The following is a 26013-nucleotide window of genomic DNA, read 5'->3' as shown; positions in this document are numbered from 1 at the left end:
CATTTTATTAATATCAAAGGAGTGAACAATGTTGTTTAAAAAGTGTTTGGCTGTATGCCTATTGGTATTTCCTGTGTTTCTGTTTGCGTTACCTCAAGTGCAATTAGCAACACGTTTTTCAGAAAGCACTCATGCAGAGGATTATCTGGTGAGTGAAAAGTACGATGGCGTTCGTGCAATTTGGACAGGAGAGGCGCTGATGACGCGTCAGGGAAATCCAATCCATGCCCCTGACTGGTTTACGGATAAATTGCCTAATGTCTGGCTCGATGGTGAGCTTTGGTCTAAACGCAATGATTTTGAATTTGTCATGTCGACAGTGAGAAAAAATACCCCCGTCGATAGCGAGTGGAAACACATTCACTATATGGTATTCGATGCGCCAGACGCAGAAAAAACCATGACCTTTGAAGCTCGATCTCAGCGTTATACACAGATCATTCTTGACCTAAACCTTCCCCATGTTATTCCTATTAAGCAATTTACCGTGTTCAGTAATCAAGAGCTTCATCGAGTGTTGGATGACTATGTAAAAAAAGGTGCGGAAGGGTTGATGCTACATCGTAAGTTGGCTCGTTTTGAAAGTGGTAGAACCGATAATCTACTTAAATTAAAACCACACATGGACGCAGAAGCGAAAGTGATAAGAATCTTAAACGGGTCCGGAAAATACGATGGCATGATGGGCTCTATTCTTGTTGAGATGCCATCTGGCATTCGCTTCAAAATTGGCAGCGGCTTTTCTGACGAGGAACGACGTACTCCTCCTAAATTAGGCGACTACGTTACTTACAAATATCATGGTTTCACCGAGCGAGGCATCCCAAGGTTTGCAAGCTTTCTACGAGTCCGTGATACACATTTTTAACATTTAAGAGTGAAAATTGTGTTAACAAACGTTTATTGTCTACCCGGTACTATGTGTGATGAACGCCTTTGGGGCTATACGCAACAGGCTTTGGGTGAGTCGATAATCTTGAAGCATGTCTCTATTCCTATGGAGGAGACAATAGAAACCATAGTGGATGCCCTAGCAATGGTCTTGCCAGAGCACCCTATTAATTTACTTGGTTTTTCTATGGGAGGGTATTTGGCGTGTGCTTTTGCAATGAAATACCCTGAGCGCGTGAATGGTTTAATCGTTGTGTCTAATACAGCAACGAGTTTATTAGACTCTGAACGTCAGCAACGAGAAATCGCATTGAATTGGGTTGCTAAGCAGGGTTACGGTGGCATTCCAAAGAAAAAAGCCATCATGATGCTAGGTCAGGTCAATAAAGCACGTGAGGAACTGGTTGAGTGTATTCAGTTGATGGATAAACGTTTGGGTGGCGCTGTTTTTATTCAGCAATTAAAGAGCAGCTTAGTTCGGCCAAATTTATTGCCGAGACTTGAAAAAACAACCTTCCCGCTGTGTTTTGCTATTGGGCGTGATGACGGGTTATTGTCGACTGCTGTGTTGAATAAAATGAAAGACTCAGAGTGTTTCAATACTCACGTCGTCGATGAATGTGGGCATATGTTGCCTATGGAACAGCCGACATGGTTGGCTGAATTGATCGAGCGTTTTTTTAAAGAAAACTAATATTTATTTTACAGTGTAGGGCAGAAAAGGCGGTGCAGTGTTTGGATCAGCTCTTTTACTCTGCTGTCACCTAGACTGTAAAAAATGGTTTGAGATACTCGTCGAGTGCTGACGAGTCCATCTTTTCTTAATACCGCAAGGTGTTGCGAAAGAGCAGATTGGCTTAAAGGAAGCTTCTCATTCAACGCTGTAACAGACAACTCTTTATCCAGTAAGTGACATAAAATCATCAGACGATTTTCATTGCTTAGAGCCTTCAAAAACACAGCGGCTTGCGATGATTGGCGCAGCATCTCTTCCATTGTAAGTGTTTCGTTTTCCATGATCTTTTCTCGTTTCTAATAGGGTATTGTTGCGCTAAGCTCTATGACAAAAATAAAACCATCCACATTGTTTGTGGATAAATGTGGTAGTAGTCGTGTTTGATAGCTGTTCTTATCATACAGGGCGGTCATTATATTGCTTTGTACGTTATTTGCACAGCGACCGCCTTAATGACTCTTTGTTAACTTAGATTGAAGCTTGTCCAGATCGGGGCGTGGTCGGAGGGTTTCTCCAGTGCACGCAAATCGTAGTCAACATCTGCTTCATTTAGGTATGGCGTTAAGCCATTTGAAGACATAATAACGTCGATTCTTAAACCGCGCTTTGGTGTGTCATCAAACCCTTTCGAGCGATAGTCAAACCAGCTAAAGCGATCATTTTTAGTTGGGTTTAATTGGCGATAAGTATCTGTTAACCCCCAATTTGTTAGCGTGTTTAGCCATTCTCTTTCTTCTGGTAAGAAGCTGCATTTTCCCATTTTTAACCAGCGTTTTGCATTAGGTTCACCGATACCAATGTCTAAATCCGTTGGCGAGATATTGATATCGCCCATCACAATGATTTTTTCATCTGGTGAATGAGATGCAAGGTAATCCATTAAATCCGCATAGAACTTACGCTTTGCTGGAAACTTGGTTTCATGGTCGCGGCTTTCGCCTTGTGGGAAATAACCGTTCAATACTTTGATGGGGCCTTGTGGCGTATCAAAAGTGGCGATAATCATACGACGCTGTGCGTCTTCTTCATCACCAGGAAAACCGTATTCTACTTTTATGGCTTCTTGCTTGCTAAAAATCGCCACACCGTAGTGAGATTTTTGTCCATAATAATACGCATGATAGCCAACTGATGCCGGAATCTCGTGGGGAAAGGCGTCATCGTGAACCTTAATTTCTTGTAAGCCAATGACGTCTGGCGCGTGTTTTTCAACTAATGCTTCTATTTGATGTGGTCGAGCGCGCAAACCGTTGATATTAAAAGAGACAAATTTCATAAGAATCATTCCATAGCAAATTTTATTAATGATACCCAGTTGGGTTAGAGGCATAAAGGAATTTACGCATACATTGCCATAGATTAGCTCTCACTCCCTTTGATTGATCAGGTTGCATACTCTATTTTTTGTGACAATGGCTTAAAAAAAGCAACCGTGATGCCCTTTATCAAAAAGCTTGTTGGTAGCATGCCTAACGCCGTATAAGCGAATATAAAGCGTTGTTCGGGCTTTATTTTCGTACTAAGGCTAGCAAAAAAAGTATTGGCAATATGGCTAAACTCAACGCCACACCATAAAGGAATGAACCACAAAAGTGAGGCAAAATAGCTAAAGCATATACGGCGATATTGATGTTCTGCATTTATTTATTTTAAAAGGAATATAGCTATAAAAGAGAAGAAATTCATCGACGCTATGTCTAGGCGGTTGGGGCTGTTAAACTTATTGAATACTACATTATGAATTATTTTGGAGACTCAGAATGGCTTATCAGTACGATTTATTTGTGATTGGTGCCGGTTCCGGCGGTGTGAGAGCGAGTCGAGTTGCTGCGTCTAAAGGCTATAAAGTGGCCGTAGCAGAAGGCAGCGCCTTAGGCGGTACGTGCGTTAATATTGGTTGTGTGCCTAAGAAACTCTTTGTTTACGCTTCAGAATACGGCCATGGCTTTGATGAGGCCGCAGGGTTTGGTTGGAAGCATCAAGGTACTCAATTTTACTGGTCTGTTTTACGTGACAATAAAACCAAAGAAATTGAACGATTAAATGGCATTTATGGCAACTTGTTGAGCAATGCCGGTGTAGAACTGATCTCTGGTTATGCCAGCTTTGTTGATGCTCATACTGTCATGGTGGATGGCAAAACCTACACAGCAGAACGGATTCTTATTGCCGTTGGTGCCAAACCGTATATTCCAGAATTTAATGGTAGCGATTTGGTTGTTAGTTCCAATGAAATGTTTTTCTTAGATGAACTGCCTAAAAAAGCCCTTGTCGTCGGCGGTGGTTATATCGCGGTTGAATTCGCTGGTATTTTGAACGGACTCGGTGTTGATACCGCATTGGCTTATCGCGGTGACCAATTACTACGAGGCTTCGACGAAGATGTTCGAGCGTTCGCCAGCGAAGAATACAAAAAGTCTGGTATTGATGTACGTTTAAACACCGATGTTGAGCGTATAGAATTAGCCGATGCGACAAACAAAAATGGCGCGCGTATTGTTCACTTTAAAGATGGACACACAGAAGAATTCGGCTTGATCCTTTATGCAACAGGTCGAGTGCCAAACGTTAGTTCGTTAGCGCTAGATAAAGCGGGTGTTAAAACCGGTAAAAATGGCGCGGTAATCATTGATAATAACTTCACCACGTCTGCAGACAGCGTGTTTGCGTTAGGCGACGTGACAGATCGCATTCAATTAACGCCAGTGGCGATCAAAGAAGCGATGGCACTCATTGCTTATTGGTTCGACGGAAAAGAAGTCGATTTTGATTACGACAATATCCCAACCGCCGTATTCAGCCAACCAGCCATTGGCACTGTTGGATTATCAGAACAAGAAGCCGAAGCGCGCGGCATCGACTTCCGTGTTTATCAAACAGACTTCCGCCCAATGAAACACACATTAAGTGGCGGCACGGCTCGTTCATTGATGAAGTTATTGGTTAACAATACAGATGACAAAGTCATTGGTGCGCACATGGTCGGCGACTACTCTGGTGAAATCATTCAAGGTTTGGGTATCGCCATTAAAGCTGGTGCAACCAAAGCGGACTTTGATGACACGGTGGGTGTTCACCCAACCAGTGCAGAAGAGTTTGTCACCTTCTCAGCGGGTTCTTTAAAAGAGCGAAAATAGCCTAGAACCCAGTCCTAGAGTGATTTTTTAAAAGGCGCAGCAGTGCGTCTTTTTTATTTCTTCCTTTTTCTTCAAGGGGAGAGCGAGGGAGAGCATGATAAGCGAAGCGTAATCTACTACTGAAAACAACATTTTCATTCTCTGCTGTAGATTGGCTTTTAGGCTCGTAAAGTCTTGTTTACTCTTTAGGGCTAAGACGCTTTTCAAATGTGCACTTTCAATCCGAAGAGCTACCGTTCCCCCTTTTGAGTTTACTGCATGATGAATTGCGTTTAAGTACAAGGGCATCAGACGAAGTTGGCTCTGATAGGTCGATACGATTAGGGTCTAGTTACAAATGAATAGGTTCACAGAAACAACAAAAAGGCTTTGTTGGATTAAACCAATAAGGCCTTTTTTGGTACTAGAATTAACGATTATTTTGTTTTAAATGCGTTTGCCTTAGTTTCATAGGTGTTTGTAACCAAGGTGATGTCTTTGCTACTTTGCTGAAGGCTGATCATCAAATCGGATAAAGATTTAATAGATTTAGCATTCTCTCCAATCTGATCATTGATTAAGGAAATTACTTTCTCTTGTTCAACAGATTCTTGGGCAATTTTTTTACTAGACAGCACGACATTACTGACAGAGTGCGCCCTTTCTAATAATGCTTTTGAAATTTTCTCTGCATGATCGACACTGATTGATGTTCTTTCCTTACCTGACGCCATTGAACGAACGGTATTGTTAACGCTTGTATTCAAGTTCGCGAGGACTTTTTCTATATCATCTGTGGATTCACTGGATCTTTGAGCTAGCGTTCTCACTTCGTCAGCAACAACAGCAAAGCCTCGGCCAGTTTCCCCCGCTCTTGCCGCTTCGATGGCGGCGTTTAGAGCGAGTAGGTTTGTTTGTTCTGAAATGCTTCTGATAGCATTAAGAAGCTTTGTAATGGATTCCACATCGGATGTTAACGAATTGAGTGAGTCTGAAACCGTGGATGTATTTTTGGATAGCAGCTGCATATCTTCCATGATTTCTAGGGTTTTATTACTGTCACCTAAAATGCCTTGTTCTAATTCTCTAATAAGATCGGCTGATTGAGTGCTGCTCACAGTAATAGATCGCATTGTGTGAGAAACATCTTCCGTTGATGTCGCAACCAGTTGAGCGCGTTGATTACTTGCAACAACATGATCTGTTACTTCTTCACTGATTTTCTTAATTTGACTACTGCTAGCCACTAACTCGTTCGCGATGCCTTTATAATCCGTAAACAAATTTCCCAGCTTATCAAGTAGTGAGTTAAAGGCAATTTCGGCATTTGAGGCAGGATTGGTTAATCTAATCGATAAATCATTGTTATTTGAAATGGTTTCTATTGCATGGGCAATCTTCACATTTGAGGTAGATTCTTTTTTCATTAGCAATGCCATGTAAATCAATATAATTGCTTCACTAATGGCAAAAACACAATGCACAACCATCACCCACATAGTATGAGGCCCAGCAAAAATCATAATAGGCATGTCACCTAGGTGAGTCCCCGCCATTTGAACAAACATAAAACTAATATGATAGATGGCAGTGGTTAACAATGCCGCTATGATTGGCTTCCAACTTTGATAGATTAAAAATACGACCATAGTGGCGAAGATATGGAAGTGCATCTCGATCATGCCAAGTTGGCTCTGAATCAAAGCAGATGACGTCAGCATCATCAAGATACCCGCGCATATGGAAAATGCTGTACTGCCTTTAAAAAAAGTATAGGCGAACTGAGTAAGTACAAAGAGGATAATTGAGCTTATTAATGCGAATGAAAACAACTCTGCTCCAACCAGACCACTAATCAATAAAACAGGGGTCTGTAACAGTAAGAAACGATAAATAAATAAATCATTTTTTAGAGTGGTTTCTATTGGTGTCTTCATTGTTGATTTTCCATTTGGTTTTAGTGATTCTATGTATATAAGTAGAAAAAGTAGATTTTCTTTCTAACGATTCAAGAAGTAGATACGTTTAAAATACGTATTTAGATCTAAAGTTTAATAAAAATCAAAGGTTAAGTTGTTTTGTATGGTGTGATTTTGTGTGTTTCTGTGAGCGGACATTTTCATGCCGTATCCAGATATGGTGCCGGACTATACCATTTTTACGGTTAGAAAAATTAACTCAATGATAATGAGTTAGAGTATTAACGATGTCTGCGTTATTTATTTAGTAAGGTAAAATAAAAGATTGCTATGGTCTTATAAATCTACTTGTAAGCGCTGATCTATCGGTGGTGGACAGGAACTTTCTCGCACAATTAATTGGGTAGGTAGAGTCATTTCTGGGTTGGGTTTTTTGCCTGATAAAATGTCGAGTAACAGTTTCATTGAGGTTTCTCCAATGAGCTGTCGCGGTTGGTGAATCGTGGTTAATTCAGGCACGCAATATTCACTGAGCGCAAGGTTATCAAAACCAATAACCGATAACTCACTGGGGACTGGAATACCCATTTCTCGCGCTATTTTTAGCACACCAATTGCAGCCTCATCACTATGGCAAACAATGGCGGACGGCTTATTACCTAAGGACAATAGTTGCTTGCCAAGGTTGTAGCCTGCGATGTAAGACAAATCGCATTCTAAAATGTAACCTTCTGTAGAGGGGAGTTTCCACTTTGTCATGGTTTCGGTGTGACCATTAACGCGGGCATTATAAATGGGATTGCTTCTTCTGCCTGTAATGCAGGCTATTTTGTAATGCCCCATCATAATTAAATACTCAACGCCTTTTTTTGCGCTGTAATGATTGTCGATATGCACGGTGGGTACCGGAATATCCGAAAAATATTCACCTGCAATGACAATGGGTAATTTCACTTCGCCGGCACTGTTAATAATCATTGATTCAGGCACATCAGAAGAAAGTGATAAAACGCCGTCTACTTGTTTGCTGTCGTACAGTTTAAAGTAACTACGTAACCGAGACGACTCATTACCAGCATCACCAATGAGCAGTTTGTAGCCATTTTTATGAGCGAGCGCTTCGATGCCGTGTACAACATCTGAAAAAAAAGTACTGTCTATATTGGGAAGCACAACCACAATGGTTTTAGACTCACTTTTGCGTAAGCTTCGGGCTAGCCCGTTTGGAGAATAACCTGCTTCGGAGGCTGCTTTTTCCACTTTAAGGCGAGTGATGGGTGACACCATCTCTGGGTTGGCTAATGCTCTAGAAACGGTCGCAGTCGATACTCCAGCTAACTTCGCTACATCTTTAACAGTGGCCATAAGAATCCAATAGCAAGCAGTAAAAAAGGGGAATGGCGCTCAAGTGCATAGCCTTTTAATGATGATTCGATAAAAAACGTCATATTACCAAAATCCTTCTCTAAACACAGTGACTAATCCATAGGTAAATAGTGATGAGAAGATAAAGTCATCGGAACTTTAGCCCCGATGACTTAGGGTTACGGTATCGTATTAATAAGCCGCGTCTTCAAAGTAATACTCTGCGGCGTTTTCTTTTGTCACCAAATCCGCGCCTAAAATCACGCGAGATGGCTCGTGGTATAAGTAACCGAGTTTTTCTTTTTTCACACCATGAACGGCCAACGCGATGCCTGACGCAATCATTGATGGGCTATAGGTTACGGTTGCACGCACCATTTTATTGCCATGCTGAACCATCTCTATGATGTCTTTCGAACCTGCACCACCCAATACGGTTTTGATGTCCGTACGGCCAGACTCTTCAATTGCTTTTAAAACACCTTTTAGCATATCGTCATCTTGACACCATACAGCGTCAATTTTAGGGTGTTTTTGTAGAAAGTTTTCCATCACGGCTAGGGCTTTTTGAGTTGACCAATCGCCAGGTTGCGAATCAAGAATGTTGATGTTCGGATAGTTCGCCATGACGTCATTAAAAGCGTCTACACGTTGCTTGTTGATGGGGATTTGTAGGCCTTCAATAACCACAATGTTGCCTTTACCAGACATTTCTTTGGCAAGCCATTGACCACCCACACGACCTAAACCTGTGTTGTCTCCAGCAATAAAGACATTCTGAGCTGGGTGAGCAAGTTCACGATCCACAACAACAGTGTAAATTCCATCGTCGTAGGCCTCTTCAATGACTTTTTGCAATGTCGCTGGGTTATGAGGAAGAATAACCAACGCGTCGATGCCTTTTATCATCAAATCTTCCACGTCGCCTACTTGTTTCGAACCTGAGCTTGACGCAACGACGTAAAATTCAATGTCTTTTTCTTTGTCTTTTAAGTCTGCTGCGGCTTTATTCGCCCACCAAAGTAACCCAGCAGTCCAACCGTGGTCGGCAGATGGCACACTCACGCCAACTTTGTATTTGGCTGCATAGCTTGAGCCAACAAAGGCAAAAAGCATCGTAAACACTGCGATGACTCTCATGATGTTATTTTTATATTTCATGGATACTCTCCGTTCTACATTATTTTAATAGTGAGAAAAACAGTTGTTTTACTCAGATTCTTGTCTTTCTGCTTGTGCATTACACAGTAAGAAAGACGAAGTCGTCAGCGGTCACCTTTGAATTGAACCAGCACCGCAGTCAAAATGACGAGCCCCTTCACCATGCCTTGTAGGTAAGGTGAAATGCCCATTAAATTCAGCATGTTATTAATAATACCTAAGATGATGGCACCAATAACCGTGCCCCAAATAGTGCCTTTACCACCGGATAACGCGGTACCACCGATGACAACGGCCGCAATGGCGTCTAGTTCATAAAATAAACCAGCATCGCCAGGACTCACGGAATTTAATCGAGAGGCTAATAGCACGGCAGATATACCAACCGACACACCGGCAATAACAAAGGTTAAGAAATACACCCAGCGAACTTTAATAGCGGAATACGACGCGACTTTTGAGTTTGAACCCACGGCACAAACATGGCGGCCAAAAGCGCTGTGTTTTAATAAGATATGGTACGCAATCGCCAATAATAGAAAGATCCAAACAGGGTAGGGGATAGCCCATAAATAGCCACCGCCAATGTCTGCGAAATGGTTGTTTTCAGACACCATTTCCCCCGCGTCACTGATATACAGAGTCATAGAGCGGAAGATAGACATGGTCGCTAGCGTAGCGATAAAGGATGCGACTTTGCCTCGAGTGATAACGAGACCATTAATGGCCCCAAATACGCCACCTAATGCAATAGCAGAGGATACCGCCATGGCAACAGCCCACCAGCCATCACCCGCGCCATTGATGATCATAATAGACAGCACGCCAACCAACGCCACCATTGAACCAACAGACAAATCGATGCCACCCGCGATGATGACAAAGGTCATACCAAGGGCAATAATGCCAGTATAAGAAACTTGTCTTAATACATTGGTGATATTGCGTGGTATTAAGAAATGTTCACTGGCAATGGATGAAAATATAACCAGTAGAACGAGTGCGATAAAAGGAGCATAAGTCGCTATATCAAGCCGCTTTAAGCGTGTAATCATGGGCGACAACGGGAGCATGGCCATAAGTAAATCCTCGAGTGTTCTTATTGTTATTTATAATTGTGTTTTGGTTGTAGATGACGAACCGCTCGTCGATCTAAGCCTGAGCCATGGTTTTTAAACCAGCGGCGTAATACATAATCTCTTTTTCATTGATGGCATCACCGGTTAATTCCCCCATAATTTGCCCTGACCTCATTACCATGACTCGATTGGATAGGCCCATAACCTCTTCAAGTTCAGACGAAATCACAATGATGGAAACACCTTGTTCGGTCAGCGAATGAATAAAATGATAGATTTCCTTTTTTGTGTTCACGTCGATACCGCGAGTGGGCTCATCAAGAATGAGAATGCTCGGTTGAGTGTCCATCCATTTTGATAAGTACACTTTTTGCTGATTACCGCCGCTTAGGTTGGCTAAGTTGGAATGCAAAGAAGCGGCTTTAATGTCAAAGCGTTTGACATAGTCACGGGCGATACCATTTTCTTTTTTGTGCTGAATAAGTAGCCCTTTGACATAAGCGGACAATGAAATCAGGGTGATATTCTTTGGAATATCAAAATTCATAATCAAGCCCTTGCCTTGTCTGTCTTCCGACAAATAGGCCAAGTTGAACGCCACGGCATCGGCTATTGAATGGATCATGATTTTCTGACCATTTATTTCGATGTCGCCACTGTCTTTTTTGCGCAATCCCATCACAGCTTCTGCTGTCTCGGTGCGTCCTGCGCCGATTAAACCAGCAAAGCCAAGAACTTCGCCTTTTTTAAGGTCGAAATTAATGTCCTTCAGCACACCTTTAATGGATAAATTACTTACTTTGAGTACGACATCGTCATTGGGTATCGTGCGTTGTGGGTAAATTTGATTTAACTCACGGCCAACCATTTTACGAGCCATGTCTTCTTCATTGATCTCTGATACGTCGTCCACACTCACTAAATGACCGTCCCTAAGAATGGCCAAACGATCACATAACAGCTTTACTTCTTTAAGCTTGTGAGAGATGAAAATAATGGTGACTCCACGTTGTTTGAGCTTTTCTACTAAGGTAAAAAAGATATCAACTTCGTGATCGGTTAGAACCGTAGTGGGCTCATCCATAATGAGAATACGCGAGTCATTGACCAGTGCTTTTGCAATTTCCACCATTTGTTTCTCGGCCACACTGAGGTTTTCAATCAATGAGTCTGGGTTCAAGCTGGTTTCTAATTCTTTTAGTAATACGTTTGCTCTGTCTCGCATAACGGATTTATTGAGCAAAAACCCTTTTTTAATTTCGTTGCCAAGAAAAATATTTTCAAACACATTTAGGCTGCTGATTAAATTGAACTCTTGCGGGATCATCGCAATGCCTAAGCGTTTTGCATCAGACGCAGACTGAATAGACACCTCAACGCCATCAATCTTAATGCTGCCTGTTGTTTTGGTATAAATGCCGCTGATGATCTTGAGTAGGGTGGATTTGCCTGCACCGTTTTCACCTAATACACCGAGTACTTCGCCAGCAAAAATATCCAAAGTGATTTTGTGCAACACGCGTACACCAGAAAACTCTTTAACGATGCCACGTATTTGCATAATGGGGTCATTCATTTGCGTTGCCTCTTGGTGACTGTGCATTTAACTGGTGAGCGTTAAGCGGATGCCACGCACTGTCGTGAGCCGATGAGGCTAGCACGGCAGTAATGAATTTCATGCCTTCAACACCATCATCAATACTAGGAATTAACCCCTGCACTGAGCGAACATCAGCACCGTCTTCAATGGCATGAATCGCGAGGGCAATGTCTACATACAAATTAGCAAACCCTTCCAAATATCCTTCTGGGTGTCCGGCAGGCACACGAGAAAGACGGTTGGCTTCTTCACCTGCGCCGTGTCCCGCTCGAGTAATTTTCTGTGTTGGTTCACCGAGTATGGATAGCCATAGCTCATTAGGAGATTCTTGGGACCATTCAATGCCGGCTTTCTCACCGTAAAGACGAATTCTGAGGCCATTTTCATTGCCCGGCGCGACTTGGCTAGACCACAGCATGCCTTTTGCACCACCATCAAAACGCAGCATGGTGTGGACGTTGTCGTCTAAGCGTCGACCGCTGACAAAGGCGGTTAAATCCGCTGAGACGTGCTGTACTTTTTGCCCAGAAATAAAACAAGCCAGATTAAAGGCATGTGTGCCTATGTCGCCCAAGCAACCCGCCATGCCCGATTTTTCTGGATCGGTACGCCATTGCGCCTGTTTGTTGTCCGTACTTTCGGCTTGCTCTGTCAACCAATCTTGGGCGTATTCCACTTGGATGACGCGTAGTTTGCCTAGCACGTCGCTATCAACCAAATGCTTGGCGTGTCTAACAAGTGGGTAGCCTGTGTAATTGTGTGTAAGAGCAAAAAAAGCACCGGATTTTTCTACTAAGGCTTTTAATTCCAATGCTTCGTTTAAATCCTTTGTCACGGGCTTATCACAGATGACGTGAATGCCTTGCTCTAAGAATGCTTTGGCAACGGGGTAGTGCATGTGGTTAGGGGTGACAATAATCACCGCTTGAATGCCGTCTTTACGCTTTTTTTCTTGTTTGGCCATGACCGAGAAAGAGGGATAAGAGCGCTCGTCATTAATCCCAAGACGGCGAGCAGAATTAAGTGCTCTGTCAGGATTAGAGGATAACGCGCCAGCAACCAATTCATAACCATCATCTATGCGAGTCGCAATGCGATGAACGGCCCCAATAAAAGCGCCATCTCCACCGCCGACCATACCGATGCGAATACGTTTGTGTGTCATGCTATTCTCCCGTTAACTCAAGCCAAGAAGTCGGCGGTTCATTTCGTTATCAACACCGCTGCTGGCAAAATCATCAAACGCGCGTTCGGTTACTCGAATTAAATGCTCGTTAACAAATTTAACGCCTTCTTCGGCGCCGGCTTCCGGGTGTTTCATACAACATTCCCATTCAATAACCGCCCATCCGCCAAAATCATATTGGGTGAGTTTTGAGAAAATGCCTTTAAAGTCGACTTGGCCATCGCCCAAAGAACGGAAGCGACCCGCACGATCAATCCAGTTTTGATAACCGCCATACACGCCTTGTCTACCAGTTGAATTAAATTCGGCGTCTTTTACGTGGAACATCTTGATGCGTTCATGATAGATGTCGATAAACTGCAAATAATCGAGTTGTTGTAATAAAAAGTGAGAAGGATCAAAAAGGATATTGGCTCGTGGATGATGATTAGTCGCTTCTAAAAAAAGATCGAAGGTAACGCCATCGTGCAAATCTTCACCTGGGTGGATTTCGTAGCAAACGTTGACGCCGCAACGATCAAACTCATTCAGAATTGGTATCCAGCGATTGGCTAGTTCTTTAAAACCCGCTTCAACCAGCCCTGCTGGTCTTTGTGGCCAAGGGTATAAAAAGGGCCAGAGTAGGGCGCCAGAGAACGTGGCGTGATTAGTGAGACCTAAGTTTTTAGACGCTTGTGCGGATTTGAATAATTGGTCGACGGCCCATTTTTGGCGGGCATCAGGGTTGCCTTTTACATGATCTGGTGCGAAACCGTCAAACATGTCGTCGTAAGCAGAATGAACGGCCACTAATTGGCCTTGTAGGTGTGTAGACAGTTCTGTCACTACCATGCCGTGTTTGGCGAGTGTGTCCTGAATGTATTTACAGTATTCAAGATCACTTGCTGCTCGGTCTAGGTCAAACAGTCTTTGATCCCATGTTGGAATTTGAACGCCTTTAAAACCAATGCTCGCCGCCCATTCAACGATGTTTTCAAACGTATTGAACGGTGCGTTATCGCCGGCGAATTGAGCAAGAAACAGCGCGGGACCTTGTAAAGCCTGCATAATATTACCCCCATATTTATTTTTATTTGAGTGGTTTTTATTTTTTGTAATCGATTACATTTATTGTCATAAAAAAAGACTTTTCCAATGTTTTTTGTAAAGTCTTTCTAATGATTTTTCTTGAGTATAGTTATTTTACGCACCAAGTAAATGGATTTACGCGATAAAATGAGAAAAGTTTATCATCCAAAGAAATGTAACAAGATGAAGAATTGTTACAGTAGAAGCAATTATAATGCTTCTACTGTGAGTCTTTTTTTGAAAAAATATTAACGTCGTCAGGGCTTTAGTCTCAATAGAACAATCCATTTCTATAAGAAAAATCCGTTCACCAATGAGCAGAGTAGCCACATAAAAATAGCATAATAAATACTGTTGATGACAATGACCTTAGTGGGGATCTGATACCGATAGTATTGATCGGCAATTTGTTTTTAAGTCTTTGTCTTTCATTGTGCATTTATAAAAAACGCCACACACAAACAAAAAAAGATAATACCGCTTCTAAGCTCATCAATTTACATTCGTCTTACTCCATCAGGAGATCGTTCACTTTATAAAAATAACAAGGGATGAAAAAAGATGAAAAAAATCGTATCTATGACGGTACTCGCGACTCTTTGCGCGGCGACTTCTCTTCCTGCTTTAGCAGACGGTGAAAAAATTGGGTTGTTGATGTCTGATTTGCGTCTAGAGCGCTGGCAGAAAGACCGAGACTTATTTACCTCAGCGGCAGAAGCCATGGGTGCAAAAGTCTATACTCAATCTGCAAATGGCGATGTCACTACTCAAATCTCTCAAATCGAAAACATGATCTCTCGCGGCGTCGATGTGTTAGTTATCGTACCAGAAAACGGCGAAGTGCTAGGCAATGTGTTGGCGGAAGCGAAAGCGGAAGGCATTAAGGTATTGGCCTATGATCGGTTGATCAAATTTGCTGACATCGACTTGTATGTGTCTTTTGACAACATTCGAGTGGGCGAGATGCAAGCAGAAGCCTTACTTGACTTAAAACCCAAAGGTAATTATTTCTTGATGGGTGGTTCACCGACCGATAACAACGCAAAAATGTTCCGTCAAGGTCAAATGAACGTACTTCAACCCGCGATTGATGCGAAGAAAATACACATCGTGGGCGATCAATGGGCAATGGGTTGGTCTGCTGAAGCCGCATTGAACATCATGGAAAATGGTTTAACGGCCAACGCCAACAAAATCGATGCGGTCGTCGCGTCAAATGATTCAACCGCGGGCGGTGCCATTCAAGCACTGGCGGCACAAGGCTTGAGTGGCAAAGTGGTGATATCGGGTCAAGATGCCGATTTAGCGGCCATGCGTCGTATTGTCTCCGGTACGCAAACCATGACGGTGTATAAACCTATTGCTAAGCTGGCAACAACCAGTGCAGAAATGGCGGTTAAGCTGGCGCGTGGTGAAAAAATCACAGTCAACGGTCATGTTAATAATGGCAAAAAAGACGTTGATGCAGTATTGCTTACGCCGATCTCTGTGTCTAAACGCAATCTAGATTCCACCGTTATTGCTGACGGTTACCACTCTCGTGACGCTGTTTATAATCCTTAATCTTCCTACTATATGGCGCTCAATAGAGCGCCATTTGCTTCTTCTCCCATTTGTTTTGTCTCTTATTAAAAAAGAGATACCAAAAAAGAGATTTAAAAAAGAGGTGCAAACATGAAGCAACCCTTATTGGACATGCGTGGGATTGTAAAAAGTTTCTCCGGTGTCCGCGCATTGAATGGTGTGAGTATTCAGCTTGGTGCGGGTGAAGCCTTGTCCATATGCGGCGAGAACGGTTCTGGTAAATCCACCTTGATGAAAGTGCTCAGTGGTGTTTGGCCATTTGGTTCTTATGAAGGCGAAATTTACTTTGAAGGCAACTTGGTTAAAGCATCAAGTATTCGAGACACCGAAGCGCTTGGTATCGTTATTATTCATCAAGAATTGGCGCTCGTTAAAGAGATGTCCGTCTTAGAGAATATTTTTCTTGGCAATGAACTTGGTTCTTTCGCAAGGCTCAATGACGAAGAAATGCACCGTCGTACATCGGAATTGTTGGCACAAGTAAAATTGGATGTGTTACCAGACACACCCATCCGAGACCTTGGTGTGGGTCAACAGCAATTAGTCGAAATTGCCAAAGCACTGAATAAAAACGTCAAGCTGTTAATACTGGATGAACCGACGTCTTCTTTGACCACCACAGAAATTGAAATCCTTTTAAATATTGTTAGCGAATTGAAGCAGCAGGGCATCGCTTGTATTTATATTTCTCATAAATTGGAAGAGGTTTTAGCCTTATCTAATTGGGTTACGGTTATTCGTGATGGTGACCATATTGATACTCGATCTGTAGAGCAGCTGACTCAAAATGACATCATCAGCATGATGGTTGGGCGTGAATTAGACGAACTGTTTCCGCGAGAAGAACATGATATTGGCGACGTAGTGCTAAAAGTAAAACACGCCACCGCGATGCAAGCCGGCGCAACACGTGCGCAAGTAGAAGACGTTAGTTTCGAATTGCGTCAGGGCGAGATTCTGGGCGTCGCGGGGTTGATCGGTTCGGGTCGAACCGAATTGATGCAGTGTCTTTATGGTTCCTACGATGGGCGATATGACGCAGAAATTGAGCTGCACGGCCAGTCATTAGCGATTCGATCCCAGCGTGTGGCGCTAGAAGCTGGCATTGCGATGGTGCCCGAAGACCGTAAACGTCATGGCATAGTGCCAATTATGAGTGTTGGGCGAAACATCACCCTGTCCGTTTTAGATCAATATACGTCTTGGTTTGGTGAGATCAATGAAGATCAAGAAAGCCAAGACATTGATGATTATATTGCACAGCTGAAAGTCAAAACAGCGTCTTCGGAACTGGCGATTAAAAACTTAAGTGGTGGTAATCAACAAAAAGCCATTATCGCCAAATGTCTATTAACACACCCCAAAATTTTAATATTAGATGAACCGACTCGCGGCATTGACGTGGGCGCCAAATACGAAATTTATAAGCTGATGTTTGCGCTCGTCAAAAAAGGCATGTCGATCATCATGGTGTCGTCTGAATTATCAGAAGTCATTGGCATCAGTGACCGAGTATTGGTGATGCACGAAGGCCGTTTAAAAGGTCAATTTGACCATCAGGGTTTGACCCAGGAAATGATTATGAATTGCGCGATCAAAGAGGATACAGCAAATGTTTAAAACAATAAAAACCAGTCAATTACAACTGCTTGCTATGTTGGCGGCCATGTTGCTGATCGTCGTTTTCTTTTCTTTTGCAACCGACGGTGCGTTTGTGTCACCGAGAAATATTTCTAACTTGATTCGTCAAACCGCCATCGTCGGTGTGTTGGCGATTGGTATGGTGTTTGTCATTATCAGTGCCGAAATTGATCTGTCCGTTGGTTCCATGATGGGATTATTGGGCGGCATTGCGGCGATTTTGGATGTTTGGTTTCACTTTCCTATTTTGTTAACGGTCTTAGTCACTGTCGTTGCGGGCTTGGTGCTTGGTTTGTTTAACGGCTGGTGGGTGGCGTACCAAAAAGTACCTTCGTTTATTGTGACCTTGGCAGGGATGTTGGCGTTTCGTGGCATTTTAGTCGGTTTAACAGACGGCGCCACCGTGGCACCAACGTCCAGTTCATTGGCTATTATTGGGCAAAGTTACATTCCTTCCGGCTGGGGGATCAGTGTCATTGCTTTGTTGTGTTTAGGGGTAGTGGCTCGTGTTTATACTCGTCGTCAAGCAAGACACAAACACGGTGTGGTCAATCAAGCGGCAAAATTTGAATACGGCAAAGCGACCATTGCAGTGTCTGTTTTATTGGGTTTGTTGTTTATTTTGGAAAGCTATCGTGGCATTCCAACGCCAATTCTTATTATGGGTGGGTTAATTTTAATTGCGACGTACGTGGCGAAACGAACCTCATTTGGGCGTCGTGTGTATGCCATTGGTGGCAATATCGAAGCCACTCGAATGTCTGGCGTGAATGTTGAGCGTACCAAAATGTTGGTATTTGGTTTCAATGGCATGATGGTCGCGGTCGCGGCATTGATTCTTACTTCTCGATTGGGTGCGGGTTCTCCTGCGGCTGGTAATATGGCGGAATTGGACGCCATTGCGGCTTGTGTTATTGGCGGAGCCAGTTTGGCTGGCGGCGTAGGTGTTGTATTTGGTGCCATCATGGGCGCACTGATCATGGCGAGTCTGGACAATGGTATGAGTATGTTAGATGTACCGACTTTTTGGCAATTGATCGTCAAAGGGATGATTTTGTTGCTCGCAGTTTGGTTGGATGTCAAAACCAAAAAAGCACAATAAAGCGCGATTTATCATTCTCTTTTCTTTCTAAAGTGTTGTTTGAAGCATTTTGTAAAAGGTATTTTTATGTATATCGGTATTGATCTTGGTACGTCCGGTGTAAAAGTTATTCTTATGGCAGAAAATGGGCAAGTGTTAGCGAGCTGTTCATCGCCTTTGTCGGTATCGCGTCCGTTTGACCTTTGGTCAGAACAAAACCCAGAAGACTGGTGGCAAGCAACCGATTTGGCAATGCAGCAATTGGCCTCTGAAAACAGCCTGCAAGACGTGAAAGCTATTGGCTTATCAGGACAAATGCACGGAGCTACTTTACTAGGTAAAAAAGGGGCAGTATTGCGTCCTGCGATTCTTTGGAACGATGGCCGCTCCCATGAAGAATGTTTGTTGCTGCAAAGACGATGCCCAGAAGTGCAGGCGATTACTGGTAACTTGGTCATGCCAGGTTTTACCGCTCCGAAACTATTGTGGGTGAAAGAGCACGAGCCAGATGTCTTTGCGCACATTGATAAAGTACTGCTGCCTAAAGATTATCTGCGTTTTCGAATGACGGGTGAGTTCGAGACGGACGTTTCTGACGCATCGGGCACTCTTTGGCTTAACATGGAGCAGCGCGCTTGGAGCGATACTATGCTGCAAGCAACGGGCTTAAATGAACAGCAGATGCCAACGGTGTACGAAGGCTCAGAAATCACCGGTACGATCAACGACGACTTGGCGAAACGTTGGTCTATGTCTGTTGTTCCGGTGGTAGCGGGTGGCGGTGATAACGCTGCAGGCGCCGTCGGCATGGGCATTATTAAACCGGAAGAAACCATGTTGTCGCTTGGTACTTCTGGCGTAATTTTTTCGGTCAGCGATGGTTTTACCGCGAACCCTGCGGTGGCGTTGCACAGCTTTGGTCACGCGATCCCTGATACTTGGCACACCATGTCGGTGATGCTGAGTGCCGCGAGCTGTATTGATTGGGTGACTAGGTTGGCGCAATTTGGTAGCGTGGAAGCGGCGTTATTGGCCGTTGAAAACCGAGTTGATCGCGTGTGTAACGTGACGTTTTTACCTTATTTAAGTGGTGAAAGAACGCCTCATAACGATGCCAATGCGAAGGGTGTCTTTTGGGGAATGACTCATGAAACCACACCAGCGGATCTTGTTCAGGCGGTGCTGGAAGGCGTGACCTTTGCTTTGCTCGATGGTTTAGATGCAGTGCGTTCAGCGCAAAGTATCAGTGAAAGTATTGATGTGATTGGCGGCGGTGCGAAAAGCACCTATTGGTTACAATTACTCGCTGACGTATTTGCTGTTCCTATGGATTACCGTGAAGGTGGAGAAGTAGGGCCTGCGCTAGGCGCGGCACGATTGGCTGCGATAGGGGTTCGGGGCAACGCCGCGTTGAGAGAGGTCTGCGTTAAACCTAAACTGATTAAACGCTATTTGCCAAACAGTGATAGAGCGGCTCGATATGCAGAGAAACGAGAGCGTTTTCAAGGTTTATATCAACGGCTAAAAGGTTTTTGATAACAATGAGCGGCGTGAAAGCATGTCGCTCATTCCCTTGTATTTCTTGGTGCTCCCTCGTATTTACTCTTACCGGTTACGATTTTTTCAAGCCTCATTTTGTTTTTTGTCATTTTCTAGAACTTACCCGCATTCCAAGGTTATGATCGCTACCAGCGACAATAATAATGAGAGATGCTTTTGTATGTTTGAAAAACGCTACCGACTCAATTTAGTATTCAATGCCAATAAGGTCTATGACCGACAAGTTATTGAAGGCATTGGCGAGTATCTTCAAGCCGCCCAGTGTGACTGGGATGTGTACTTTGAAGACGACTTTCGTTATCGATTGGATGGATTAGCACATTGGAAAGGCGATGGAATTATTGCGGATTTTGATGATCCTGAAGTCGAAGCTATATTAAGAAATACGGACATTCCTACGGTCGCAGTGGGAGGGTCTTATCATCATAAAAAAGATTACCCTCGTTTGCCCTATGTTGCCACAGACAACGCGGCGTTAGTAAAGTGTGCGTATCAACATTTGAAGCGTAAAGGACTGCCTCAGTTCGCCTTTTATGGTGTGCCAAGCACTGAATATAGCCGTTGGGCGAGTGAACGCGAGAATGCTTTTATTGAGCAAGTTCGTTCAGATGGTTATGAGCCTCACCTACACCAAGGTCTGTTTACCACTGCTGAGCTTTGGGAAACCGCTCAGCAAAATTTAGAAAGTTGGTTGAAAAACTTACCCAAGCCTATTGGTATTGTCGCAGTAACGGATTCCCGAGCTCGTCATTTACTGCAAGCTTGTGACCATTTAAACATCATGGTGCCAGAACAAGTTGCGATTGTCGGCATAGACAATGAAAACATGGCGCGATATTTAAACCGGACAGCGCTATCTTCTGTCGAACAAGGCAGCAAGCAAATGGGCTATGAAGCCGCAAAAATGCTGCATCGTATGTTGCTCGGTTATCCGGTTGAAAACTCGCTGGTGGTGGTCGATCCCATTGGGGTTGAAGAAAGGCAGTCGTCTGATTACCGAGCGTTGCGTGATCCTTATGTGATTCAAGCCATGCACTTTATTCGTCATAACGCCTGTCGAGGCGTGAAAGTCGCGCAAGTGGTTGATCATATCGGTATCTCCAGAACCAACTTAGAAACCCGCTTTATCGACGAAATTGGCTGCTCCATGCACGAGCAATTGCACATGACCAAGTTTTATCGCGCCTGTGAATTGATCACCTCGACCAATCTCCCGTTTGACGAAATCGCCCGAACCTGCGGCTATCCTTCGGTGCAATACATGTATACAGTCGCACGTAAAAACGTAGGCATGACGCCAGGAGAATATCGAGTGTCGTCGCGTCTTGGTAAAGACGCTTGACTCGACTAAAAATAAATATGGCGAGCATCTCAAGCATTAAAAAAACTAATGATGCATTTTAATGGTGTCGTTCAGTATACTTCTTGTCGTTGTATTGGATTTCTAACGGATAGCTTTTAAACAAAGGTGAGCGGAAAATGCTTGATATCGTTGTCTTTGTTTAGAAAAAAATTCTGCATTAATCTAATTTAGATTTTCAACAAAGAGGGAGTGTAAGTTTGTCAGCGACAATCAAAGACGTTGCTTTGCTAGCCAATGTGTCAACAACGACTGTATCTCATGTGTTGAACAAAACGCGCTTTGTAGCAAAAACAACGCAAGAACGAGTCTTGCAGGCGGCTGATGAGTTAAACTATGCTCCCAGTGCGGTTGCCCGTAGTTTAAAAGTAAAAAACACCAAAAGTTTGGGAATGTTAGTGACCACAACCTTGAATCCTTTTTTTGCCGAAGTGGTAAATGAAGTGGAAAAGTGTTGTTACCGCGAAGGCTATAATCTGGTGTTATGCAATACCGATGGTGAACTGGAAAAAACCAACTCTTACTTAAGAATGCTGACGCAAAAGCGTGTTGATGGCATTTTGGTGATGTGTTCAGAATACGATGATTCGTTGTTTAGCTCATTAATTGGGCAGCGTAATTTGCCCATGGTGGTGATGGATTGGGGCCCATCGGATGATTATGTTGATCGCATTCAAGACAACTCAGTGAAAGGGGCGCATTTGGCGATTCAGCACTTAGTTGAACAAGGTCATCAACGTATTGCTTATATCGGTGGTCCATTAGAAAAATTGCCCGCAAAACAGCGTTTAGAAGGTTTTATTGAAGCAATGGATCAAGCCAACTTAATAGTGCAGCCTGATTGGGTGATTGAATCCGATTTCGAGTTTGAAGGCGGCAAGCTGGGAATGCGCCAGCTATTGGCTTGCCAGTCATTGCCTAGTGCTGTGTTTGTGGGTAACGACGCCATGGCAATGGGCGCCATGAGCGAAGCTCAATTATCTGGTATTAAGATTCCGCAGCAATTATCCATTATTGGTTACGACAACTGTATGTACTCCGCGTATTTTAGTCCGCCTTTGACCACCATTAATCAACCTAAAGCGAAACTGGCTGAACTGGCGATCAGTACCATGATAGAGCGCATTGAGAACCCGCGCCAAGACGGCAGGATGATCATGCTAGAACCCAACTTAGTAATACGTTCTTCGGTGGCCACCGTTTCTGCAGATTAACTCTTTCCCCAACGGATAAAAATTCTATGCACTGGGCATGATTTGTCCCAGTGTTCTCTGTCTTTAATTTGATGCTTTAGTCGTTTTAAACATAATTTTTAAAAGAAAATGTCTTTAAATTCATGCATTTGAATTGATGTTGTTAGATTACATCACTTCGATTAATCTTATTTTACTAACTGATTGAAAAATATAGAAATTCTCTTTTAGATTAAGTATTCATTGACAACTTCCCTGTGCTTAATATAAAAATAGCAAACGATTACGCAATCGTTTGCTATTCGCTCTATTTTAATAAAAATAAAATTCTGGAGAAATATAATGAAAAAGAAAACCTTCTTGAAATCCTGCATTACGGCAACATTGCTAACACTAGCGAGCACCAGCGTTTTTGCCAGTAACGGTTTGATCGCCATAATCACCCCGTCTCATGATAATCCGTTTTTTAAAGCGGGTGCAGAAGGCGCCAACGCCAAAGCGAAAGAGCTAGGTTATGACACCTTAGTTGCTTCTCATGACGGCGATGTAAACAAGCAAAACCAATTAATCGAAACCGCCATTGCACGCCAAGCGAAAGCGGTGATTTTGGATAACGCTGACGCGGATGCCAGTATTGGTTCATTAGAGCGTCTGAAAAAAGCCGGTATTCCTGCGTTCCTATACGATCGTGAAATCAATAAAACGGGTATTGCGATCTCGCAAATAGTATCGAACAACTTTCAGGGAGCCCAACTAGGTGGTGAAAAATTCGCAGAGTTAATGGGGGATGGAGGAGAATACGTTGAGCTTGTTGGGCCAGAGTCTGATACCAATGCACAAGTACGCAGCGAAGGTTTTCACGACATTTTAGACAACTTCCCAGAGTTCAAAATGGTTGCTCGTCAGTCTGCAAACTGGAGCCAAACAGAAGCGTTCAGCCGTATGGAGTCGATTCTTCAAGCAAATCCAAATATCAAAGGTGTGATTACGGGTAATGACTCTATGGCACTGGGTGCTGAAGCGGCACTGCAAGCGGCGGGTCGTAAAGACGTTTTCATCGTTGGTTTTGACGGTTTGGATTATGCGCGTGATTCCATTTTGAAAGGATCCAATATTAAAGCAACGATCATGCAGCCAGCTTATGCCCAAGCACAGCGTGTTGCAGAACAAGCCGATTTGTACATTCGTACAGGCACAACAGGGTTGCCAGAAAAGCAATTAATGGATTGTGTGTTGATCGACGGTTCAAATGCGAAACACCTAAGTAACTTCGCCCTAAAACAATAATAACCAGAGTCGGATTGCTGTTTAGAGCACTCCGACTCCTTGGGTACTCTTATGTCTTATAAAAAACATTTCCAATGTATCGGACTGATTTTATGTCTGAATTTTTTGGCAGCCTGCACGGTGACCGAGCTAGACGCTGACGGTAACCCTATTATTCCGAAAGACCCTAATGCGATTGTGAGCTTTCAAGACTTTACCTTGTCAGAAGTGGCCGATCAGCTTTGGCAGCCAAAAGTATTCCCTGAAGCGACACAAGATTTTGTCTCTTGGGACAGTATTAAGTCCCAATTAGAGGCACAACAAATCATAACGAAGCAAAGTTATTTTGTTCGCCTCAATGGAACTGTCGAAAGTGTGGATTTAGGCAGAATAAAAGGCATCATCAAATTGAAAGTGGGTGATACCCGTATCGATTTACAAGTGGGCCGTATCATCAAAGGCAATTCTATTCGTGATGCGTCTAAATACGTGTTGTTTGATGATTTCAAAAATCAGATTCGTTTTGCACAAATTTCACGTGAGTTTAATAGCCGCGCTATGTTGTCAGTCGGTAAACCCGATTCAAGCTGGGTGAGTGAAGAGGTTAGCGTAATTGCGGCGATCACAATCGACCAAAATACCATTCGTGATGCGGTGCCGATACAAATTACTCGTGGAGGTCAATAATGAGCGACGCTAATGCAGACATCGTTATTCGTGCCGAAAAAATCTCCATGATTTACCCTGGTACGATCGCGTTAAACGAAGTGGATTACCGAGTTCATCGCGGCAAGGTTAATGTCATCATAGGTGAAAATGGGGCGGGTAAATCCACCTTGATGAAAATTCTGGCGGGTGTTCAGCAGCCAAGTAAAGGCACTATTTATCTAAACGATGAAGCCGTGTCTTTTCAGCATACTCGTGATGCCGCCGCCAAAGGCATTGGTATGGTTCATCAAGAGCTGAATTTGTTTGGTAACCTTACCGTGGCTGAAAATATTTTTCTGGGACGTGAAAAACAGCATGGTCTGATGCCGCTTGATACGGCAGAGCAACACAGAGTGACCGCCGAATTAATGGCGCGTCTTGATCAAGACATTGCGCCATCAGAACTACTTTCTAATTTAAAAGTTGGCCAACAGCAGCTGATTGAAATCGCCAAAGCCTTAGCGGACGAAGCGGATGTGTTGATTTTGGACGAACCCACGTCGGCCTTAAGTAAAACCGAAGTCGAACTGCTTTTTAAAGTCATTCGTGACTTAACCGCTCAAGGTGTTTCTATTATTTATATCTCGCATCGCTTGGAAGAACTAATGGCGATAGGCGACCACATTACCATTTTACGCGACGGTAACTTTCAAGTCGAAGCGGAAGTCAAAGACATCGATGTGCCGTGGATTGTAAGAGAAATGCTGGGCAGCGATCCTGTTTCTAATTTCTTGAAACCGGGTCGCCAATTCGGTGAGCCCGTGTTGGATGTTAAAAGCATCAAGCTGATCAACGAAATGGGTCACATCTTGGTTGATGATGTGTCGATGGATGTGAAATCCGGCGAGATCGTTGGTGTTTACGGACTCATGGGTGCAGGTCGAACCGAACTAATGGAATGTCTACTTGGCCTTCAGGAATATTCCGGTGAGGTCATGATCGCGGGGCATAAAGTGCCAGCCAAAATGGACACCAGTGATCGTATTCGTTTGGGCATTTGTCTTGTTCCTGAAGATCGTAAAAAGAACGGTATTTTTCCCATTTCGTCGGTGAGCAACAATATGACGATCTCGAGCCTTTGGCGTCGGCTAAAGCATCGTTTTTCTATCGATGAAGAAGCGGAGACGCAAGCCGTGGCGTCTGCCATTGGTGATTTGTCTATCAAGGTGTCTTCTCCCGATATTGAAATACGCGCATTAAGTGGTGGTAACCAACAAAAAGTGGTGATTGGTCGTACCTTGTTAACCAGCCCTAAAGTCTTGTTGTTAGATGAACCGACACGCGGCATTGATATCGGTGCCAAAGGCGATGTATTTGAAATGATGGTGACGCTTTCAGAACAGGGGATTGGGGTTTTATTTTCGACATCTGATCTGAAAGAAATTATGGCTGTTTCCGACCGCATTTTAGTCATGTCCGGAGGCAAACTAACCGCCAATATTACTCGCTCTGAAGCAACAGAATCTGCACTTGTCTCAGCAAGCGCGCAAGGACTTTAA

General features: G+C 43.5%; 21 protein-coding genes. 12 read left to right on the top strand and 9 right to left on the bottom strand.

Annotation, left to right across the window (positions count from 1 at the left end; translation table 11 throughout):
* Nucleotides 1-28: 28 nt before the first annotated feature.
* On the top strand, nt 29-868 hold the full coding sequence (locus M3I01_RS10855) for a DNA ligase (protein ID WP_255895896.1): 840 nt from the start codon (nt 29-31) through the stop codon (nt 866-868).
* A gap of 18 nt (nt 869-886) precedes the next feature.
* Nucleotides 887-1585, top strand: coding sequence for an alpha/beta fold hydrolase (locus M3I01_RS10850; RefSeq protein WP_255895895.1), 699 nt, complete (start codon nt 887-889; stop codon nt 1583-1585).
* 8 nt (nt 1586-1593) lie between these two features.
* On the opposite strand, the gene M3I01_RS10845 is transcribed toward M3I01_RS10850, so the two are convergent.
* Together M3I01_RS10845 and xthA are read right to left on the bottom strand one after the other, a co-directional pair.
* Nucleotides 1594-1908, bottom strand: coding sequence for an ArsR/SmtB family transcription factor (locus tag M3I01_RS10845; RefSeq protein WP_255895894.1), 315 nt, complete (start codon nt 1906-1908; stop codon nt 1594-1596).
* Nucleotides 1909-2090: 182 nt separating this feature from the next.
* On the bottom strand, nt 2091-2903 hold the full coding sequence (xthA, locus tag M3I01_RS10840) for an exodeoxyribonuclease III (RefSeq protein WP_255895893.1): 813 nt from the start codon (nt 2901-2903) through the stop codon (nt 2091-2093).
* Nucleotides 2904-3387: 484 nt separating this feature from the next.
* Here xthA and gorA point away from each other — a divergent pair, with 484 nt between their 5' ends.
* Nucleotides 3388-4764 (top strand): glutathione-disulfide reductase, encoded by a 1377-nt coding sequence (gene gorA / locus M3I01_RS10835; RefSeq protein ID WP_255895892.1) that lies wholly within the window; start codon nt 3388-3390, stop codon nt 4762-4764.
* Between the two features lie 416 nt (nt 4765-5180).
* Here the strand turns inward: gorA and M3I01_RS10830 are convergent, their stop codons facing one another.
* From M3I01_RS10830 to M3I01_RS10800, 7 genes are all read right to left on the bottom strand, one after another.
* The gene (locus tag M3I01_RS10830; protein ID WP_255895891.1) at nt 5181-6680 is read right to left on the bottom strand and encodes a methyl-accepting chemotaxis protein; all 1500 of its coding nucleotides are present in this window, start codon (nt 6678-6680) and stop codon (nt 5181-5183) included.
* A 318-nt stretch (nt 6681-6998) separates the two neighbouring features.
* Nucleotides 6999-8027: a LacI family DNA-binding transcriptional regulator gene (locus M3I01_RS10825; protein ID WP_255895890.1), complete on the bottom strand. Its 1029-nt coding sequence runs from the start codon at nt 8025-8027 to the stop codon at nt 6999-7001.
* A 192-nt stretch (nt 8028-8219) separates the two neighbouring features.
* A complete protein-coding gene (locus M3I01_RS10820; protein ID WP_255895889.1) occupies nt 8220-9188 on the bottom strand; it encodes a substrate-binding domain-containing protein in 969 nt (322 codons plus the stop codon).
* A gap of 104 nt (nt 9189-9292) precedes the next feature.
* Complete coding sequence (locus tag M3I01_RS10815; protein WP_255895888.1) at nt 9293-10267, bottom strand: ABC transporter permease; 975 nt, start codon at nt 10265-10267, stop codon at nt 9293-9295.
* Nucleotides 10268-10340: 73 nt separating this feature from the next.
* Entirely contained in the window at nt 10341-11843 is a 1503-nt protein-coding gene (locus tag M3I01_RS10810) for a sugar ABC transporter ATP-binding protein (protein ID WP_255895887.1), read from the bottom strand.
* A complete protein-coding gene (locus M3I01_RS10805; protein WP_255895886.1) occupies nt 11836-13032 on the bottom strand; it encodes a Gfo/Idh/MocA family protein in 1197 nt (398 codons plus the stop codon). Before M3I01_RS10805 ends, M3I01_RS10810 begins: the two co-directional genes overlap by 8 nt.
* A gap of 12 nt (nt 13033-13044) precedes the next feature.
* Complete coding sequence (locus M3I01_RS10800) at nt 13045-14100, bottom strand: sugar phosphate isomerase/epimerase family protein (protein ID WP_255895885.1); 1056 nt, start codon at nt 14098-14100, stop codon at nt 13045-13047.
* A gap of 582 nt (nt 14101-14682) precedes the next feature.
* On the opposite strand from M3I01_RS10800, the gene xylF reads away from it, so the two are divergent.
* The 9 genes from xylF to M3I01_RS10755 all read left to right on the top strand — a co-directional run bounded on the left by xylF (nt 14683) and on the right by M3I01_RS10755 (nt 26013).
* Complete coding sequence (gene xylF / locus M3I01_RS10795; RefSeq protein ID WP_255895884.1) at nt 14683-15684, top strand: D-xylose ABC transporter substrate-binding protein; 1002 nt, start codon at nt 14683-14685, stop codon at nt 15682-15684.
* Between the two features lie 111 nt (nt 15685-15795).
* On the top strand, nt 15796-17325 hold the full coding sequence (locus M3I01_RS10790) for a xylose ABC transporter ATP-binding protein (RefSeq protein WP_255895883.1): 1530 nt from the start codon (nt 15796-15798) through the stop codon (nt 17323-17325).
* Nucleotides 17318-18448 (top strand): sugar ABC transporter permease, encoded by a 1131-nt coding sequence (locus M3I01_RS10785; protein ID WP_112139016.1) that lies wholly within the window; start codon nt 17318-17320, stop codon nt 18446-18448. The genes M3I01_RS10790 and M3I01_RS10785 overlap by 8 nt, the downstream gene beginning before the upstream one ends.
* 66 nt (nt 18449-18514) lie before the next feature.
* A complete protein-coding gene (xylB, locus tag M3I01_RS10780) occupies nt 18515-19963 on the top strand; it encodes a xylulokinase (protein ID WP_255895882.1) in 1449 nt (482 codons plus the stop codon).
* Nucleotides 19964-20147: 184 nt separating this feature from the next.
* Nucleotides 20148-21329 (top strand): XylR family transcriptional regulator, encoded by a 1182-nt coding sequence (locus M3I01_RS10775; RefSeq protein ID WP_255895881.1) that lies wholly within the window; start codon nt 20148-20150, stop codon nt 21327-21329.
* Between the two features lie 218 nt (nt 21330-21547).
* The gene (locus tag M3I01_RS10770; RefSeq protein WP_255895880.1) at nt 21548-22561 is read left to right on the top strand and encodes a substrate-binding domain-containing protein; all 1014 of its coding nucleotides are present in this window, start codon (nt 21548-21550) and stop codon (nt 22559-22561) included.
* Nucleotides 22562-22882: 321 nt separating this feature from the next.
* Nucleotides 22883-23827, top strand: coding sequence for a D-ribose ABC transporter substrate-binding protein (locus M3I01_RS10765; protein ID WP_255895879.1), 945 nt, complete (start codon nt 22883-22885; stop codon nt 23825-23827).
* A 51-nt stretch (nt 23828-23878) separates the two neighbouring features.
* Entirely contained in the window at nt 23879-24493 is a 615-nt protein-coding gene (locus tag M3I01_RS10760) for a DUF2291 family protein (RefSeq protein ID WP_255895878.1), read from the top strand.
* The gene (locus tag M3I01_RS10755) at nt 24493-26013 is read left to right on the top strand and encodes a sugar ABC transporter ATP-binding protein (RefSeq protein WP_275565068.1); all 1521 of its coding nucleotides are present in this window, start codon (nt 24493-24495) and stop codon (nt 26011-26013) included. Before M3I01_RS10760 ends, M3I01_RS10755 begins: the two co-directional genes overlap by 1 nt.

Origin of the sequence: Marinomonas maritima, from assembly GCF_024435075.2 — a bacterium.
GTDB lineage: Bacteria > Pseudomonadota > Gammaproteobacteria > Pseudomonadales > Marinomonadaceae > Marinomonas > Marinomonas maritima.
The sequence above is the reverse complement of the archived record's forward strand: the minus strand, read 5'-3'. Positions and strand labels throughout refer to the sequence as shown.

Coding starts and splice junctions, on each gene's coding strand:
- xylB (WP_255895882.1), top strand. CDS start 18,515: ATGTATATCGGTATTGATCTTGGTACGTCCGGTGTAAAAGTTATTCTT.
- M3I01_RS10805 (WP_255895886.1), bottom strand. CDS start 13,032: ATGACACACAAACGTATTCGCATCGGTATGGTCGGCGGTGGAGATGGC.
- M3I01_RS10825 (WP_255895890.1), bottom strand. CDS start 8,027: ATGGCCACTGTTAAAGATGTAGCGAAGTTAGCTGGAGTATCGACTGCG.
- M3I01_RS10790 (WP_255895883.1), top strand. CDS start 15,796: ATGAAGCAACCCTTATTGGACATGCGTGGGATTGTAAAAAGTTTCTCC.
- M3I01_RS10765 (WP_255895879.1), top strand. CDS start 22,883: ATGAAAAAGAAAACCTTCTTGAAATCCTGCATTACGGCAACATTGCTA.
- xylF (WP_255895884.1), top strand. CDS start 14,683: ATGAAAAAAATCGTATCTATGACGGTACTCGCGACTCTTTGCGCGGCG.
- xthA (WP_255895893.1), bottom strand. CDS start 2,903: ATGAAATTTGTCTCTTTTAATATCAACGGTTTGCGCGCTCGACCACAT.
- M3I01_RS10845 (WP_255895894.1), bottom strand. CDS start 1,908: ATGGAAAACGAAACACTTACAATGGAAGAGATGCTGCGCCAATCATCG.
- gorA (WP_255895892.1), top strand. CDS start 3,388: ATGGCTTATCAGTACGATTTATTTGTGATTGGTGCCGGTTCCGGCGGT.
- M3I01_RS10760 (WP_255895878.1), top strand. CDS start 23,879: ATGTCTTATAAAAAACATTTCCAATGTATCGGACTGATTTTATGTCTG.
- M3I01_RS10855 (WP_255895896.1), top strand. CDS start 29: ATGTTGTTTAAAAAGTGTTTGGCTGTATGCCTATTGGTATTTCCTGTG.
- M3I01_RS10810 (WP_255895887.1), bottom strand. CDS start 11,843: ATGAATGACCCCATTATGCAAATACGTGGCATCGTTAAAGAGTTTTCT.
- M3I01_RS10800 (WP_255895885.1), bottom strand. CDS start 14,100: ATGCAGGCTTTACAAGGTCCCGCGCTGTTTCTTGCTCAATTCGCCGGC.
- M3I01_RS10785 (WP_112139016.1), top strand. CDS start 17,318: ATGTTTAAAACAATAAAAACCAGTCAATTACAACTGCTTGCTATGTTG.
- M3I01_RS10815 (WP_255895888.1), bottom strand. CDS start 10,267: ATGGCCATGCTCCCGTTGTCGCCCATGATTACACGCTTAAAGCGGCTT.
- M3I01_RS10830 (WP_255895891.1), bottom strand. CDS start 6,680: ATGAAGACACCAATAGAAACCACTCTAAAAAATGATTTATTTATTTAT.
- M3I01_RS10755 (WP_275565068.1), top strand. CDS start 24,493: ATGAGCGACGCTAATGCAGACATCGTTATTCGTGCCGAAAAAATCTCC.
- M3I01_RS10775 (WP_255895881.1), top strand. CDS start 20,148: ATGTTTGAAAAACGCTACCGACTCAATTTAGTATTCAATGCCAATAAG.
- M3I01_RS10820 (WP_255895889.1), bottom strand. CDS start 9,188: ATGAAATATAAAAATAACATCATGAGAGTCATCGCAGTGTTTACGATG.